This is a genomic window from Brevibacillus sp. SIMBA_040, from assembly GCF_046535075.1.
Classification (GTDB): Bacteria; Bacillota; Bacilli; order Brevibacillales; family Brevibacillaceae; genus Brevibacillus.
Genome location: NZ_JAWRXI010000009.1, coordinates 176,440 through 194,280, shown reverse-complemented (window position 1 = coordinate 194,280; position 17,841 = coordinate 176,440). Strand labels below are relative to the sequence as shown.

Here is a 17,841-nt window from a genome sequence, read left to right as displayed (position 1 = left end):
TAAGAAATAAAAGATTCAAAACTAAAAAAACTAAATATTGAAATTATGTGGACTTTTTTTATATTAATAATTGTATTACGATTAAATTGAAATACAATTATTAACGGGTATTTTGATGATGTTCTTAGGAAAGGGGAAATGCGCGTGAACTACGAGGAAAAATTAGAGAAAGCCGGCTATAAGCTTCCGGATCGATTGAAGCAAAACGAACGCCCGTTTGAAGGCGGGATCAGAACCGGCAATTTAATCTTTGTTTCCGGAAACGCGGCAAAAGTAGACGGTGTTTTGAAATATAAAGGGATTGTAGGCGACAACATTTCATTGGAACAGGCTCAGGATGCAGCTAAAATTGCCTTTGTGAATTGTTTGGCAACCGTAAGAAATATGATGGGAAGTCTTGATTCTATCAAGAAGATTGTCAATATAAAAGGGTATGTGGCAAGTACGGCTGATTTTATTAATCAGCCGGAAGTGATGAATGCGGTTTCTTTTTTAGCAAACGAAGTTTTTGGTGAAGCAGGAAAACACAGCAGAGCAGCATTGGGGACGGCATCGCTTCCGGGCGGAACCCCTGTTGAAGTGGAAATTGTCGTCGAGGTGTAAGGACGGGGCCATATGATGGCTAAACAAGAAAAAGAGAGGAGAAAAAATGATGCTAAAATTCCCAAAAGATATGCCATTAGGAATTAAACAATTATTTACGAGTGTTTCCAATTTAAAAGAAGGGGAAAAAGTACTCGTCATCACAGATGATAACAAAAGAGAAATCGGAGAATTTGTTTATAACTATGCAAAAGAATATTTTGATACCACAATGATCGTTATGGCACCGAGAGAAGGACACGGTGCTGAACCGACAGATGCTGTCAGAGCGGCATTAAACGCTTGCGATGTAGCATTTGGCGCAACGACGATGTCACTGTATCATTCAAAAGCGCGTTTGGAAACAAGCAAAAATGGACGGCTCCGCTGGGTTGGACTCCAGGATTACGCGCTGCATATGTTTGAAAAAGGCGGTTTAACGGCGGATTTTGACGAGGTTAGACAGGTTATTGATCGGGTGTCCAAATATTACCAAGGAAAAACATTTACACTTACTGCTCCTGGTGGGACCCATTTGGTTTGCAGCATTGAAGGACGTAAACCTGTTTTCGATTATGGAACATCAAAGGAACCCGGTTCTGCTTCCTTTCCGCCTAATGCAGAAGTGGCGCTTGGCCCAGTAGAGGGAACGGCAAATGGCGTAATAGTTTTTGACGGAAGCATCCCTCACCCGCTGTTGAATTTACTTGATGAGCCGGTTATATGCAAGGTTGAAAACGGTTTCATTACAGAAATTACAGGTGGGCGTGAAGCAGACATTTTGCGTAAGCTTCTGGCCGATTTCAACGACCCGACTGTGTATAACATCGCAGAACTTGGCCTCGGATTAAACAAAGAGAATTATTTGTGTGGACATATGGCTCCGGATGAAGGTTCATTTGGAAATATCCATATCGGGATAGGAAAGAACTTGAATTTTGGAGGACATGTAGATTCCCCGCTGCATATGGATTTGGTTCTTAAGACTGTAACAGTTGTGATCGATGATTGCACCATCATGAAAGACGGAGTCTTGATGGTATAGAACTTCCATTGGGAAAGGGTTCTATGGGCCCATAGCAGTTTAGGAGTTCAGAAAGGGAGGGGAACCTCTCCCCTCCTGGCAAGCGCCCGCAAGTAGACGGATATCTACTGCATCTTGGCAGTTTATCATTGATCAGAAAGGAATAATGAATGATTCGATTCGTTCATTATACAAGGTGATTACATGAAAAGGATGAACAAAATTGCATCTGTTTTGATCGGAATTGCCTTGGTGCTAGGGTTAATAGGCTGTTCAGCTTCAGCCAGTAATGGTGTTGGTAATAAACGTATTATCAGCATAGCAACAGTCCAGCCTGAGAACCATTCAATCGCGATAGCCCTTTACGCATTTAGAGATTATATCGAGAAAAATTTGGGAGATAAATTTGACATCAGGATCTTCACCAATAGCGTGATGGGCGGGAATTCGGAAGCTCTGGAATTGCTGCAGATGGGGAGCCTGGATATGGTTGCTACGAGTGGAAGCAATCTGGAGGCATTTGCCAATGAATACAAGATTTTTAGTTTACCCTATTTGTTTAAAGACGAAGCGAGTTTCCGTAAAGCTATGAACAATGAGGACTTTATAAATGAAATTTATAACTCTACCGCCGAAAACGGTATTAAGGGTGTCGCCTGGTTTGCCAACGGCGTCAACAACTTTTACGCTTCCAAAAAAATTGAAACTCCGAAAGACTTAAAAGGATTGAAGATTCGCGTACAATCCAGCGATGCGAACGTAAAGATGGTACAAGCATTTGATGCGGCTGCAGTTGTGATGGCTTATGGTGAAGTATACACCGCGATGCAAAATCACGTGATAGATGCCGGGACCAATCCGGAGATGGCTCTTGTCAGCATGAAGCATGGAGAGGTTGCCAAATATTATTCCCGCACCGAACATCAGATTTTTACAGATATGCTTGTTGTCAGCACCAAGTTTATGGATTCTCTCACGGAGAAAGAAAAAGAAATCTTCCAAAAAGGCTTTAAAATGGCTACTCAAGTTCAAAACGAAGAATGGGATAAACAGACTTTGGAAGTAATCGAAGAAGCAAAAAAAATGGGCGTAGAATTTATTACAGTAGACAAAAAAACATTTGAAGAAATTCAAAAACCAGTGAGAGAGGAATTACTGAACTTGTATCCGAAGTTAAGGCCTCTGTATGACAAGGTGCAGGCCATGCAAAACTAAATGATGGGAGCAGATGTGATGGAAAAGGTCAAAAGCATACTGGATAAGCTGCTTTCCTGTGTGTGCGCTGGACTGCTGGCTTTTATGACATTGCTTACTGTTTACCAAGTTGCGATGCGGTATGTATTCAAAAGTCCAAGCACCATGTCAGAAGATATATTGAGCTATTCATTTGTCTGGGTATCGTTGCTGGGAACGGCATTGGTATTTGGTCAAAAAGATCATATGAGATTGACATTTTTTTCAGATAAGGTGAAAGGAAGAGGCCAGTTAGTATTAGCCATCTTTTCAGAACTGCTCATATTGGCTGTCGCGGTCAGTGTGTTCTTATTCGGAGGAAAAGCGTTTATGGGCGTGGGTGCCTTGCAATTGTCTCCTACTCTCAACATTAATATGGATTGGGTTTATATGATCCTGCCCATCAGCGGCGTTTTGATCGCTGCCTACAGCGTAATTAATATTATCCAATCCATACAGGAATTTAACAGCAGCGGAAAGGAGGAATTGCAATGAGCATAGCGCTATCAGCAGGCTTGTTGATTTTTGTCACTATTGTAGTTCTGTTGCTGCTTGGCATTCCGATTGGAATCTCGCTGGTCGTCGCATCGATGTTGGCCATTATTCAGTCTTTGGGTGTTTCGGCAGCTATACCCGCATCGGCATTAAAGATGTTTCAAGGTATTAACATCTTTACGCTTTTGGCTATTCCTTTCTTCATTCTGGCGGGCAATATTATGGGGAAAGGAGGCATAGCAGTCCGGTTGATTAATTTTGCAACGGCAATGACAGGGCGGATTCCGGGCTCATTAGCCCATACGAATGTAGTGGCTAACATGCTCTTTGGATCCGTATCCGGTTCCGGTACGGCTGCCGCATCTGCAATGGGTACGATCATTGGTCCGATCCAAAAAAAGGAAGGCTATGACGAGGATTTTTCGGCTGCCATCAACGTAGCTACAGCGCCTACAGGACTATTGATTCCGCCAAGTACCGCCTTGATCACGTATGCTTTGGTAAGCGGGGGGACTTCAGTAGCAGCCCTTTTCCTTGGAGGAGTTATCCCGGGCATTTTATGGGGATTAAGCTGTATGATAGTCATATTCTTCTATGCGAAAAAAAAAGGGTTAGTTGCTAAACAATCAATAACGGCAAAAGAATTTTTCAAAGTCATGTTCGATGCAATTCCAAGCTTGCTTTTGATCGCCATCGTTATTGGCGGAATTGTTAGCGGTGTATTTACTGCTACGGAAGCTTCGGCAATTGCGGTTGTATATAGTTTATTGTTATCCATGATTTTTTATAAAACGATAAAAATGAAAGAGTTATACGGCATCCTGCTTGATAGCGCGAAATTGTCGGCCATAATTATGTTTTTGATTGGCTCTTCGAATATTATGGCCTGGGTAATGTCATTTACTGAAATTCCTTCTTTAATTTCGAATACAATATTGGGAATATCCGATAATCCCTTTATTATTTTGTTGGTCATTAATTTACTGCTGCTTTTTGTGGGCACATTTATGGATCTCACGCCCGCCATCTTGATTTTTACGCCAATCTTGCTTCCTGTATGCCAAGCATTGGGCATGACTCCTTTGCATTTTGGCATTATGCTCACATTTAACTTGAGTATTGGAACGATTACGCCTCCAGTGGGTAATATTCTGTTTGTCGGAATAAAAGTAGCCCAGCGGAAATTGGAAAATGTTTTGCCGCATCTCTTTAAGTTATATATTGCGATTTTCGTTGTTCTTATGCTAGTAACATATGTTTCATGGTTTTCAACATTCCTGCCTAAACTGGCTGGATACTCATAAGCATTTCTATGGTACCAATATAAAGCATCACAATATTCATTGTTATTTTTCAATTTAATATAGATAGATTAAAAAAATTACAAGAATAGGAAAAAGGAGACGATTACTATGAGTTTTGCTACTACTGCAGATAGGATTTTCTTAAACTATATTAATGGAGCATGGGTGGCTTCTGAAAGCAATGAAACAGAGAAAAGCACAAACCCTGCCAATATTGATGAAATTGCCGGCTATATTCAAAAATCGACGAAAGAAGATTTAAACAAAGCTGTTTCAGCAGCAAAACAGGCACAACAGCAGTGGAAAAAGCTTGCCGGAAATGTTCGCGGCGATTTCCTGTTAAAAGCCGCATCCATTTTAGAAAGCAGGGTAGATGAAATTGCCGAAACGATGACCAGAGAGATGGGTAAAACCTTCCCTGAAGCAAAAGGTGAAACATTAAGAGGGGTAGCAATTTTACGTTATTACGCAGGAGAGGGGTTGCGCTCCATCGGGGATGTGATTCCTTCTACCGACAGTGAGGCATTGATGTTTACAACAAGGGTGCCATTGGGAGTGGTCGGGGTAATCACTCCGTGGAATTTCCCTGTAGCCATTCCGCTATGGAAAATGGCGCCTGCGCTTATCTACGGAAATACAGTCGTCATTAAGCCGGCAAGCGAAACGGCAGTCACATGTGCAAAGGTAGTGGAATGCTTGGCAGATGCAGGCTTGCCTGCCGGAGTAGTCAATATGGTAACGGGATCGGGCTCTATCATTGGCCAGGGGCTGGCAGAACATCCAGATGTAAATGGCATTACGTTCACAGGATCAAACGGTGTAGGTAAACAAATTGGCCAGGCAGCGCTTGCAAGAGGGGCAAAATATCAGCTTGAAATGGGAGGGAAAAACCCGGTCATCGTGGCTGAAGACGCTGATCTTGATTTAGCCGTAGAGGCGACGATAAGCGGGGGGCTGCGTTCCACTGGTCAAAAATGCACCGCAACAAGCAGGGTGATTGTCCAAAGCAAAGTGTATGAAGCTTTTAAAGTAAAGCTTCTTGCCAAGGTTCGGGAAATTACCGTAGGAGACGGAATGCAAAAGGATACTTGGATGGGACCGTGTGCAAATAAAAAACAACTAGATACTTTTATCCATTATATCGAAAAAGGAAAAGAAGAAGGTGCGACGTTACTGTACGGGGGTAACCAGCTTCAAAATGAAAAAACGAACAGAGGCTATTTCGTGGAACCCACTGTTTTTGAAAATGTGAACTCGGATATGGCTATCGCACAAGAAGAAATCTTCGGTCCGGTTCTGGCATTGATGAAGGTGGAGACCATTCAGGAGGCTCTTTCGTTAGCAAACGATGTTGAATACGGCTTGAGCGCCTCCATCTTCACCACCAATATTCGCAATATGCTTTCCTTTATCAACGAGATTGATGCAGGTTTGGTTCGAATCAATGCAGAGAGCGCCGGTGTCGAACTCCAGGCACCATTCGGGGGAATGAAGCAATCCAGTTCCCACTCGCGTGAACAAGGAAGAGCGGCTATCGAGTTTTTCACATCAATTAAAACGGTATATGTCAAATAAGAGAGGTCCCTCCAGCATCACAACGAAAATACACCCTAAAGACCGTTCAAAATTTAAAAAGCCGGGTTCCATTCTAAGGAATCCGGCTTTTGTTTTATTCTAGTAGTAGATGTAATGCTTGTAGAGTAATGGTCAGTTATACGCAAATGTATATTCGCCGAAAAATTAAAGCAAAAGACAGGTCACTGCAGCCATATAGCTCATTACACCCCTGCTTGTCTTCCTGATTAATAACCGCCGGCACACAACCATATGCAAAAAAAATCAAAAACACCGAACCTTTTCCGGCCAGAGCGACAATATAGGGTGTAAGCTGCTTACTCAGGAGGGCCCTCTGAATGCAAAGTGAATATATGTACCAATTACTTACGGAAATGAAGGATGGTAATCAACAGGCGTTTCATGAGCTGTATGATGCTACCTTTCAGGACGTCTATCGGACAGTCTCCTTTCTGGTGGATCACCAGCAGGATCGGGAGGATGTCATGAATGAGATCTATATGCAAATGTGGACCTCGCTTGCCAACTACGATACGAACCGACCATATCATTTCTGGCTACATGGCTTGGTAATCCGCCAAGTGCAGAGATTTCGGGTCAAGAGCTGGCGGAGATTCCGAATTTTTGATCGCATTCGTGCCTTTACTCGGGAAGAGTCTCATTGGGATCAACCTGATGTGTTGATGGATGAGACGAACCAAATGATATCGCAGGCAATCAAAAAGCTGACCGACAAGCAGAGAATGGTGATTATCCTCCGCTTTTATCACGACTATACGCTCGAGGAAATCGCAACATTGCTGGATATTCCACTGGGTACTGTCAAGTCCAGATATCATGCCGGGCTCCAGGCGCTTCGAAAAAAATTATGGAATCTCCCCCCAGAAAGGATGGAACAGATCAATGACTATTGAACGCAAAGTTCGTGAACATCTGCACGAAAAAGCAGAAATGATAGAGTGCCCGCCGGCCATTTCCAAACGAATTGAACAATCCTATTCTCACTATTTGCAACAAAAAAGGAGCGAAAAAACCATGAAAAAACGATTAATTGGTGGAATTGTTGCTGCTGCGTTTTTGATCCCAACGGCAGCATTTGCAGCCCCTGCCGTGATTGAAATGCTTACGAGAACACCAATGACTGCTGAACAAGTCAAGGTAGATGAGATTGGCAATGCAGCACTTGAGAAGCTATATAGCGCATTTCCCGAAACAAAATCGTTTGAGGTTATCGACGCTAGTAATGTCCAAGGTGTCCAAACAAGCATCACTTTGCAGGAAAAGGGTGGGACCGGCAAAAAGATTTCCCTTCATACAAATGGTACCACGGGTGCGATTGAACATGTGATTCAAGAGAATTGGGAGCCGAAGGAGAAGCCACTTACGGCTTTAAACGATCAGGAGATCAAGGCGAAGGTAGATAATCTCATTGATAAAATGTACGGCAGCAGCAAAGAGTACGAGTTTGCTATGGAGCAAATGGAAAACCCGGATCAAAAAACGTTTATGCTGAATTACACCAAAAAGGGATCATCAGCACCGCTCTACCAGGTATTTGTTCAGGACAATTCCATCAGTGCTTCTCTGATCGGAGGGGAGACTACATCTTCAAACACGAAAGTAGAAGGTTTCTTTACTACAAATGGTAAGCCCGATTATTTTGCTGATTCCTTTTTGAATGATGAAAAACTGTTTTCTCTACTAAAAATGAGCGGAACAGAATTGAAAGAAGAATTAGCAAAAGGTAAATCTGTGGTGGAGGTTGCAGCCTCTAAAAATGTCTCGAAACAACAAGTGATTGATGTCATTGCAAAAACACAGGTTGATTCACAAATACAAGGTGAAAAGAACGGCGAAGTTCCGAAAAGCAATGTTTCAAATGCACAAATGGTAAAAGCGATTGAACCGAAAGTATTGCAGGTTATTGAATACAAATCTGAAAAATAGTGATTCGTAAGAAGCCCCTCACCAAAAGGTGGGGGGTATATTCTACTCATACCTTTGATTCTCTCTCCTCGAACTCCGTAAAACCGTGATAAACCCATCCAATATCTCATGACTAACAGCAAAGCCCTTCCGTTTATAAAATTCCAAGGCGTTATGATTGCCATTGGAAACAAAGATAAAGTAATCATGAATATCCTCAAATTGCTTCAGCCATTCCATCGACCTATCAAAGAGAGTTGATCCAATTCCATATTGTCTGTACGCTTCTTTTATATAGAATTGAGATAAACATCCCACATTCTTTCCGTTCACAGTAGAAAGATCAAAAAAAGTAGCGAACTCGTTGTCATAGGCTTCTTTAGGAGTGATGTTGGAATAGACATACCCTACAATGCTGTCATCGTGTTTCGCTACGATAATATGGTTGTGGAGGGCTTTTTGGACAGAGGGGACCATCCTGGTGTCAAAATTCATGCTGTCAAACCGTTCTGGGCTGACCTGTGTCTTTGATCTCTGGAATGCCATCAATTCATTACATAGCTCTCTACAGCATTCGATGTTTTCCTCGGGTATCCATTCATATTTTATGTTCATAGAAAACTCCCCCTTCTTTTTCATTCCTTTGTTCATCATGGGTATTAGTATAGGACATAGGGAAGCGATAACAAGTATGCAGTTTTTTCTCTACGTCAATCCAAAACGGTATCCAAACACGACCACCTGAAGAAGGTGGTTCTCGTTTTTTATCGATAAAAATTGTTTCGAGTCTACAGAAAGCGCTTACTCTTTTCGATATGCTTGAAAGGGATACCGGCGAGTGTTAGACTGATTTTTGTTTGTAACAAGATAATGACGAAATATTATCGCGTTTTCCAATATTGCTAGCAAGTATAGTAAACAGCTCCATCCTGACTACAAGGGGGCATCCGATGCCTGTCTTACCAAAAAAGAGGAAACAGTGGAACAAAATTAGCCTGGTCACGCTGTTAACAGGGCTTGTTTCTATGTCTGTTGCTCTGACCGTTACGATTCTTCTCATCTCCTCCTACCAATCCAAAAAACAAGCACTGATAAACACGACATTGACCTTGAATCACACGAGTGCCATCAAGATGAGTCACACGATCGACTCTTTGATCAAATCCATGCGGAGCAGCTTGCACTATTCTGCGAAGCTCTTTTCAAATGCGATGTCCGCAGAGGAAGGATATTCGAAACTAGAATTGATCCGGCATACAAACAACTATTTTAATTCGATTACAGTGGTGGATGAAACTGGGCTTGTTCGATATGTGTCTCCCGCCTCTATTGGTACGGCAGGGAAGTATATTACTACGGAAACAGCGAAAGCAGCATTAGCAGTAAAAAAGCCTTACATCTCCAAACCGTACCTAACTGTTAACACCAAACGTCTCATCGTACTGATCAGCGAGCCCATATTCGATAAAGACGGAATCTACAGGGGGGTTATCGCAGGAACAATCTATCTGCATGAGAACAACATATTAAATACGATCTTTGGGAGCAACCCGACTGACGAGCTAGATTCTTCTTTTTATATTGTAGGGTCTGACGGTCATTTGTTGTTCCATCGTGATACCAGTCGGATCGGAGAGGACATCAGTGAGAATCAAGCAGTACGCAAGCTGATTCAAGGGAAAAGTGGATATGAACAGATGGTCAACCTGAGGGGAGAGACGGTATTATCTGCTTACGTGAAGGTTCCAGAGAATGGCTGGGGCGTCGTAGTCGTGTCGCCGATCAGTGCCGTCTATGAACAATTAAATCGGCATCTTGCATCTATTTTGCTATATATGCTGCCTCCTTTTCTATTATTAATGCTCGTCGTTATTTGGCTTGCGCGCAGAGTTGCAAAACCTTTTGTTTCCCTGGCTGATCTCGTGAGCAAGGCAGGAAGAGAAGAGGTCCAACTCACTGAAGGAAAACAGCATTGGAATCGCGAGGCTGAGCTGTTAACTCGCGCCATTAGCTATGCATTAACCGATATGAAAAAACAGACAGATCAATTGGCACATGATGCCAGGACCGATCCATTGACAGGGTTAACCAACCGAAGAACGTTCGAAGCAACCATGCAGCAATGGATGGAGGAGCAAGCCTCTTTTTCTGTGATTTTGATGGACCTAGATCGCTTTAAATCGATTAATGACACCCATGGTCATCAGTCTGGAGACGAGGTGTTGAAGCATTTTGCCCAAATTGTTTCTGCATCGCTGCGGTCAGGCGATGTATGCTGTCGTTTCGGAGGGGAGGAGTTCGTTGCATTGGTTTCACATGCTAGTGCTGAAGAGGCCTATCAAGTGGCAGAACGAATTCGCCATACGTTAGAGACGAGTACCAATCCAATCGGACAGCTGATAACCGTGTCACAAGGCATCGCTCATTACCCTTCGCATACGGATTCGGCTGAAGGCCTGTTGCATTTGGCTGACGTAGCATTATATGAAGCGAAGAGATCAGGAAGAAACCGAACAGTAATAGCCGAGGGTTGAGGCGCTATCCGAGACGCTCGGAGCTGCTTATTTTCAAACAGTTGTTGCAGGATTTATCTGCGGCGACTGTTTTTTATGTGTCACAAAATCCGTTCAGCTGGATCAAATAAGTGATCTGGAAGCAGAAAGGGAGAATGACATATGAAAAAACAAACGATAGTAGCTGTAGGTATGGTGGCATTGCTGGTGTCCGCAGCAGCATCCCCGTTTACCAGCATGGGGACACCCGTGTACGCAGCTGTTCAGGGTGAAGCTGTAAAAGCAGAAATAAAGACACTTGCACAGTTGGATAAAAACGTCGTAGAAGCGGCCAAGCAAGCGATGCAAAAGCAGGCAAGTGGTGTACCCATCGAGCTAGATCGAATTAGCGGAGAGAATGCTGATTGCTGGGTGATTTCCGCAAAGGACAACAGGGGAGAGGTCCTGGTTACCAAGAAAGAGGGAAAAGTCGTATATGTAAAAGTAACTCTCAAGTTCAACGAAGTAGCTGCCAATCTGCAAAACACAGTTACAAGTACGTTGAAAGGGATGGATGCAAAACGTGCGTATGTGATTGATTCAGTCGAGCGAATCAACTGGGAAAAAGAAAACGTTTGGCAATTTAATGGGGCAAATGTTTCGGTAAGTATTGACGCCGAGACTGGGAAAGTCAACACGGCTTCTCTGAAGTATACAACCCAACAAATGAATGCCAAAGTGGTCGACACAGCGCAAAAGACACTGAAGTCACTTTCTAACGGAAATACACCAGGGTTACTCTCGGATGTAATGCTTGTAAAAGATACACAAAGACATTGGGATCAAGTATGGAGCTTTTCGGATACTAGTCGGACATACAGCATCATCATAGGGGCAAAAACAGGAAAAGTCGTTTCCGCCACCACTTTCAACGAGTTTATAAATGACAAATATGTATCGGACGAAGATATTCCGAAGGTGTTTGCTAAACCTTTCTATACAAAAGAAAAGGCGATTGTTGCTGTGAACCCCATGATGAAAAAAGTATTCAACCTTGATTTGAGCGGATACAATGTCTCGTCTAAATACAATGAATATACGTTTACGAAAAAAGGAAAACCGACTGTGATCGCATCTATCAACAAAAAAGGTGTCTTCTATGATTTCCTCGTTACGCCGGAAAACGGTTTGATCAATTAGACAGGAAATCGTAAGTGCCTCCCAGGACTAGGTTCGGGAGGCTTTTCCATTTCATTCATGTAAATATCGTAAAGATCTCACCGATAATCTTCGAAAAACCTTTACCTGTGATTTATTGATTGAAAGTGATTCGCGAGTAGAGTGAAAGTGAAAGGATCACCTTGTGACAAAGCAGAGGGGGTATCATAATGGATACGGGTAGTCATCTCCTTTTTGGCGTGACGTTGGCTGGATTGGCACACGCGACTACACTTGCTGGGAATAATCCAGCTGTGAGTCAGGCATTGATGATTGCTACTGTTGTAGGATCGCATGCACCCGATTTTGATACGATTGCCAGATTGCGCGGTTTTTCTGCTTATATTCGTTTTCATCGGGGGATTACTCATTCGATTCCCGCTTTATTCCTTTGGCCACTGGTCATTAGCCTACCACTGGCGTGGGCGTTTGGTGTGATGGATCAGCTCGGAATGTTATACTTCTGGACGTGGATTGCGGTAGTGTTCCATGTCTTCCTCGATATGCTGAATGCGTATGGTGTCCAATGTGCTCGCCCGATTAACCGGCGCTGGGTCCATATGGATGTGCTTGCGATTTTTGAACCATTCCTGTTTGCCATTCATTCGGCAGCAGCAATCTGGTGGCTGGCTTTTGGGGGAGAGGCAAGTGTGCTCTTTCCAGCTGCGTACGGGCTTACCTTGCTGTACATTGGTGTACGTGCCTGGCAGCATCGGCGGTTGGTCAGGCGTGTGGCATCTGCTCTGGAAACGAAGGGCGTATGTCATGTCATACCCAGCTTTCATCCGTTTCATTGGCGGTTTGTCGTGGAGACCGATAAGCTCTTTTATACCGGAAAACTCGAATATGCGCATGTGATACTGGAAGAGGTTTATCCGAAGCAGCAGCATGATGATATTATCAAGGCGACAGTCGGTGTGGATGGTGTACGTGCGTTTCTCGGCTTTGCACAGCGTATCCACGTCACCTGGAACGAGAGTCAGGATGGCTATGAGGTCATTTGGAGCGATGTGCGTTTCTGGTATAATCGCAAGCTGCCTTTTGGCGTGGAGGTCCAGCTGGACAGGGAACTCAATGTCGTGAATCATCAATTGGGCTGGAGAAAAAAAGCGTGGGATCCACCGTTTGTGTAGGGAAAGAGCATCTTTGACACATTAGCAAATAAGAAAACGGATCGATAAAAAGGGAGCAAGCCAAAATGTGTTGTCGTTTTGGACTGCTCCTTTTTTCTTTTTGCTTACCAATCCCAGCTGCTTTTTTTCAATCCAAGCTTTTCAGCGATCACATAAGCGATCGGCAGATAAGCAGGTTGAAGTGATTGTTCCGTGCAGCTTGACTCTGGCTTGTAGTTGGTCTCTTTTGCCTTTTGCAGATCAGCTTCCGCAATATTGTTTGTCTTTTGCGCTCCTTCATAGCAAGGAGGGGTGATATAGGTTTGGTTCGTGTGCTCTAAGATGATGCGGGTACCTGGTGAGGGGGCTGACTCGATTTTGATAGCAAATAAACAGGTTACCAATACGACAAGGCCAATCACAAAAAATGTCATGCGTTTCATGAGATCAACTCCAGCCTATCTTTTTAGCTTTACTAAAGGAAGAAGACTTATTTTAGCACGTCCAATCCCTGTTTTTAATGGCTAACTATGACTATTTTGAGTTGATAACGGCGCTAGGAAAGTCATGATAAGCATGGAATGAAGATATAAGGGATTACCCTGCGTTATAGTATAGGTGCTATACTATAGGAAACAGTATTTTACAACGAGTGGGGCGGAAAGTGCAGAGAGGGGGTTCCATTTTGCGAATATTGAGTTAAAATGGAACCATTTTACACACTCCATGCATGAGGCTTACACGTAGAAAGGTGGTCCAAAAGCTATGCCGAGTGAACCTGCAATTGGGAGAAAAGAAGATCAGAAACACTGTATTCAGAATTATATTCGTTCCCCGGACAGTCAAAAAAAGCTTTATAAGCGCACACTGCTTATCGTAGTTATCTCGCAAATTTTTGGTGGTGCTGGTCTGGCAGCAGGTGTTACGGTTGGGGCGCTGCTTGCACAGGATATGCTGGGATCAGATAGCTTTGCAGGAATACCTGCTGCCTTGCTTACTTTAGGATCTGCTCTTGCTGCTCTGCTGGTAGGGCGGCTGTCGCAGCGATCCGGACGACGTCTTGGACTCGCAACGGGTTTTTTAAGTGGAGGAATTGGCGCGATCGGCGTCGTTCTTGCCGCGGTCTTGCAAAATGTTCCACTGCTCTTCCTTTCGCTACTCATTTATGGAGCAGGTACTGCCACGAACCTGCAAGCGCGATATGCGGGTACTGATCTGGCAGGTCCGAAGCAAAGAGCAACAGCTGTCAGCGTTGCGATGGTGTCAACTACATTTGGCGCAGTGGCAGGACCGAATCTGGTTGAAGTGATGGGTACATTCGCTACCTCCATCGGTGTCCCGGCTTTGGCAGGTCCATTTATTTTAGGAGCTGCTGCCTTTACGTTGGCTGGTCTTGTCTTTTTGATTTTCCTCCGTCCCGATCCACTCATCGTTGCCCAAGCAATTGCTGAAGCGAAGCGTGCAGATCAGCAGCATGCAGGTGTGGACCCCAGCACAAGCGCGGCAAACAACCGGGGTATTGTTGTAGGGGCCTGTGTCATGATCTTAACGCAGATCGTAATGGTCGCGATTATGACGATGACTCCGGTACACATGAAGCATCACGGACATGGACTGAGTGAAGTAGGGCTCGTCATTGGCGTACATATTGGGGCGATGTATCTCCCGTCTCTCATTACGGGCGTGCTGGTTGACAAAATCGGACGTATTGCCATGGCGTTTGCATCTGGTGTCATTTTGCTTGGAGCCGGATTGCTTGCAGCATTTGCTCCTGCCGACTCCATGCCGATGCTCATCGCAGCTCTCGCTTTGCTGGGGCTTGGGTGGAATTTTGGCCTAATCAGTGGCACGGCTCTGATTGTGGATGCGACGCACCCTGCCACTCGGGCAAAAACACAAGGAACCGTCGACGTCTCAATCGCGCTGGCTGGTGCATCAGGTGGCGCTCTATCTGGCATGGTTGTAGCAAGTTCTAGCTATGCAACCCTTTCACTTGCCGGGGGATTTCTGGCACTCTTATTGATTCCTGTCGGGATATGGTATCGGGGCAATCAAAAAGTGGCGAAGTCCGAAAATATGAGTATGTAGAATATATCCTCCGAAAACATCGTTCTTAACAGGAACGATGTTTTTTTCTTGAGTCTGAACGGATGAACGCTTGTCATTTTTTTCACACATGGATTATTCTGATAGTAGATTTCAGCTTTTGATCGGACATTCTTTTATTTGAGATCAGACGAGGAGATGCGCATGGATCAACGAAATGACAGTCCACTTATTACAACCAAACTTTATGTGCCTAAGTACGGTTCGGACCTTTTGCGTAGACAACAGCTCGTGGAACAAATCGACGAGGCTGCGACTGCTAGATTGATCCTGGTATGCGCACCGGCCGGATTTGGCAAGACAACGGCAGTCAGCCAATGGATACAAAGCTCCGGCTATCCAACAGGCTGGGTCTCCCTCGACGAATTCGATAATGATCCTACTCGCTTTTGGCGTTATGTTGCGCAGGCGATCTATATGATGCAAAAAGAACAGGACAGAGAGGCACCGACTTTTAATCATTTGCCGAGCGCAGCGTCGTCGGAGGCAGTGGTGTCTGCTTTGCTGGAAGTGATGGCTAGCATGCGAAGCGATTTTTATCTGGTTTTGGATGATTATCATGTTATCAAGGAGACTTCTATCCACGACGCCTTACATATGCTGATCCAGCACGCTCGCTCCTTTATGCATATCATCCTCATTAGTCGGGAGGAGCCGCCGTTATCCTTGCATCGTTTTCGGGTACGCAAGCAGGTAAAGCAATTGGGCTCGGATAATCTTCGGTTTAATGAGGAGGAATGCCGCCGCCTTTTTAACGATGTCATGGGACTGAATCTGTCAAACCAGGACATCGGCTTGTTAAGCAAAAGGACGGAAGGATGGATTGCCGGTCTGCAACTGGCGGCTCTCTCCATGCAGGGGAAAGTGGACAATGCTCTGACCATTCACGGTTTTTCCGGAAATGATAAATATGTCGACGATTATTTGACCGAAGAAGTATTGAAACGGTTGCCAGAAGCCGTCCAGGCCTTCCTCTTGAAAACCTCCATCCTGCAACGCCTCTCGGGAGATTTGTGTGCAGCGGTCACTGGAGAACAGGATGCCCACGCCATCCTGCGTATGCTCGAGAGAACGAACTCATTTGTAATCGCACTGGATGGTGTGAATGAGTGGTATCGCTATCATCATTTGTTCGCAGACATCCTGGGGACGCACCTGAGAAAAAAGGATAAGGAACAGCATCCGGCTTTGCATCGATTGGCGAGCAATTGGTTTGAGAAGAACGGGTGGGTGACGGAGGCGATTGAGCATGCGCTTTCGGGGGAGCACTGGGTTCGCGCCACCCGCTTGATTATTGCAAATGCTCCCGTGATGCTGAAGCGTTACGAGAATAAGACCCTGCGCAAATGGATGGAGCGTTTTGAGAAGTCCTGGCTAGAAAGCAATCCAGAGCTTTGCATTGCCTTTGCCTGGATGCATGTGCTGTCGGATGAAATCGAACAGGCAGAAACGCTGCTTCGATTTGTTGATAAAAGCTTGCTTGGGAGCAGCAGGAATTTAGATGAGTGCAGGGTGGAAATCTGTGTACTGCGAGGTTATATCGAGGTCATGCGCAGAAATACAGCGCTTTCCTTGACGTACATGGAGCAGTCCGTTCAGATGGAGCCCAAATTTAGTCGGTATTTCATCAATGGCATTGAACTCAATTCGGATGAGCCTTACGTACTTCGCAGTCGCGTGGCACTGAGCGGGTATTTGACCAAAGTCAGTGAATATTATTTGAAGCTGCGAACGATCTGGAAGCATAGTGGACTTGGGATATTGGCATATGGCTCGATCGTGCTGGCAGAGCTGTATTATGAGCGAAACGATTTTGAACAGCTGCGTTATTTCGTACCGAGGGCGATTGAGCTCGGAACCATTTCGTTGAACTTCGGTGTACTAGTTCCGGTTTATTTGGTATTGAGCCGATGGAGAAAAGCGGAGAAGCGCTACGATGAGATGCGGCTGGCTTTGGATGAAATCAGTGCGCTATGCCGTCAGCACGATGCTCCCGCGCATTGGAGTACTTTTGTAGATGTATACCGTGTCAGACTCTGGATCGATGAAGATGATCGTGAAAAAGTGGAGCAATGGACGGAGCCAAATGGCAAGATAAGCAGCGAAATGGTCGCGTCCAGGCATGAGTTTGAGAGAATGATGCTGGCACGCTCCTACGTCTATTTAAAGAACAACGAGGCGGCCATCCGACTGTTAACCAGCCTCGTTCATGAGACAGAGATGAAGTCCCGACTGGGGAGTCAGATTGAGTCTTATATTTTGCTCAGCCAAGCGTACCAGAATCAAAAGAAGCATCATGAAGGCGCAGCGTGTATTCGTAAAGCGGTAGCACTAGCAGCACCAGAGGGGTATGTTCGGATATTTTTGGATGAAGGTCCGCCAGTTGCGAAAATGCTATACGCGCTCTACAAGAGTAAAACTGCCTCCAAAGAGGAGCTGGCGTATGTCTCTATTCTATTGAAACAGATGGAAAAAGAGTTTCCTGCCCTCGACATTCAAATGCGCATCTCCACAAAGCTAGACAAATTAACGGAAAGAGAGTCAGAAGTATTGGCGTTGCTCGGGGCAGGCTTATCGAATTCGGAGATTGCGGAGAAGCTGCACTTATCACATGGTACGGTGAAATGGTATGTGTATCATATTTTCAATAAGCTTCAGGTGCGAAACCGGGCACAAGCGATCATGCGACTAAAAGAAAGCGAGAATCATGATAGTAGTACCTAAATTCATAACTAGAGTTAGGTTTCCTTCCGAAAAACTGTTGCTATCATAGT

General features: G+C 44.6%; 15 protein-coding genes. 13 read left to right on the top strand and 2 right to left on the bottom strand.

Features of this window, described 5'->3' with window-relative positions; all coding sequences use genetic code 11:
* Positions 1-144: 144 nt before the first annotated feature.
* From SB752_RS16920 to SB752_RS16885, 8 genes are all read left to right on the top strand, one after another.
* The gene (locus tag SB752_RS16920; protein ID WP_410716783.1) at positions 145-603 is read left to right on the top strand and encodes a RidA family protein; all 459 of its coding nucleotides are present in this window, start codon (positions 145-147) and stop codon (positions 601-603) included.
* Between the two features lie 46 nt (positions 604-649).
* Positions 650-1,627 (top strand): aminopeptidase, encoded by a 978-nt coding sequence (locus tag SB752_RS16915; protein WP_410716782.1) that lies wholly within the window; start codon positions 650-652, stop codon positions 1,625-1,627.
* 192 nt (positions 1,628-1,819) lie between these two features.
* A complete protein-coding gene (locus SB752_RS16910) occupies positions 1,820-2,821 on the top strand; it encodes a TRAP transporter substrate-binding protein (RefSeq protein WP_410716781.1) in 1,002 nt (333 codons plus the stop codon).
* Between the two features lie 18 nt (positions 2,822-2,839).
* Positions 2,840-3,334 carry a TRAP transporter small permease gene (locus tag SB752_RS16905; protein ID WP_410716780.1) on the top strand — a complete coding sequence of 165 codons (495 nt, stop codon included), beginning with the start codon at positions 2,840-2,842 and terminating at the stop codon, positions 3,332-3,334.
* Between the two features lie 2 nt (positions 3,335-3,336).
* Complete coding sequence (locus tag SB752_RS16900) at positions 3,337-4,638, top strand: TRAP transporter large permease (RefSeq protein WP_410716912.1); 1,302 nt, start codon at positions 3,337-3,339, stop codon at positions 4,636-4,638.
* A 108-nt stretch (positions 4,639-4,746) separates the two neighbouring features.
* Positions 4,747-6,213, top strand: a complete 1,467-nt coding sequence (gene gucD, locus SB752_RS16895; RefSeq protein WP_410716779.1) for an alpha-ketoglutaric semialdehyde dehydrogenase GucD — start codon at positions 4,747-4,749, stop codon at positions 6,211-6,213.
* A gap of 338 nt (positions 6,214-6,551) precedes the next feature.
* Entirely contained in the window at positions 6,552-7,127 is a 576-nt protein-coding gene (locus SB752_RS16890; RefSeq protein WP_410716778.1) for a sigma-70 family RNA polymerase sigma factor, read from the top strand.
* Positions 7,117-8,160: a hypothetical protein gene (locus SB752_RS16885; RefSeq protein ID WP_410716777.1), complete on the top strand. Its 1,044-nt coding sequence runs from the start codon at positions 7,117-7,119 to the stop codon at positions 8,158-8,160. Before SB752_RS16890 ends, SB752_RS16885 begins: the two co-directional genes overlap by 11 nt.
* A 42-nt stretch (positions 8,161-8,202) precedes the next feature.
* Here the strand turns inward: SB752_RS16885 and SB752_RS16880 are convergent, their stop codons facing one another.
* Complete coding sequence (locus tag SB752_RS16880; protein WP_410716776.1) at positions 8,203-8,778, bottom strand: GNAT family N-acetyltransferase; 576 nt, start codon at positions 8,776-8,778, stop codon at positions 8,203-8,205.
* Positions 8,779-9,089: 311 nt separating this feature from the next.
* Here SB752_RS16880 and SB752_RS16875 point away from each other — a divergent pair, with 311 nt between their 5' ends.
* From SB752_RS16875 to SB752_RS16865, 3 genes are all read left to right on the top strand, one after another.
* Complete coding sequence (locus tag SB752_RS16875) at positions 9,090-10,673, top strand: sensor domain-containing diguanylate cyclase (protein WP_410716775.1); 1,584 nt, start codon at positions 9,090-9,092, stop codon at positions 10,671-10,673.
* Positions 10,674-10,814: 141 nt separating this feature from the next.
* Positions 10,815-11,831 carry a hypothetical protein gene (locus SB752_RS16870; protein WP_410716774.1) on the top strand — a complete coding sequence of 339 codons (1,017 nt, stop codon included), beginning with the start codon at positions 10,815-10,817 and terminating at the stop codon, positions 11,829-11,831.
* A gap of 188 nt (positions 11,832-12,019) precedes the next feature.
* On the top strand, positions 12,020-12,982 hold the full coding sequence (locus SB752_RS16865; protein ID WP_410716773.1) for a metal-dependent hydrolase: 963 nt from the start codon (positions 12,020-12,022) through the stop codon (positions 12,980-12,982).
* Between the two features lie 104 nt (positions 12,983-13,086).
* On the opposite strand, the gene SB752_RS16860 is transcribed toward SB752_RS16865, so the two are convergent.
* Complete coding sequence (locus SB752_RS16860; protein ID WP_410716772.1) at positions 13,087-13,404, bottom strand: hypothetical protein; 318 nt, start codon at positions 13,402-13,404, stop codon at positions 13,087-13,089.
* A 322-nt stretch (positions 13,405-13,726) separates the two neighbouring features.
* Here SB752_RS16860 and SB752_RS16855 point away from each other — a divergent pair, with 322 nt between their 5' ends.
* Positions 13,727-15,049, top strand: coding sequence for an MFS transporter (locus tag SB752_RS16855; RefSeq protein WP_410716771.1), 1,323 nt, complete (start codon positions 13,727-13,729; stop codon positions 15,047-15,049).
* A gap of 162 nt (positions 15,050-15,211) precedes the next feature.
* Positions 15,212-17,791, top strand: coding sequence for a winged helix-turn-helix domain-containing protein (locus tag SB752_RS16850; protein ID WP_410716770.1), 2,580 nt, complete (start codon positions 15,212-15,214; stop codon positions 17,789-17,791).
* Positions 17,792-17,841: the final 50 nt, after the last annotated feature.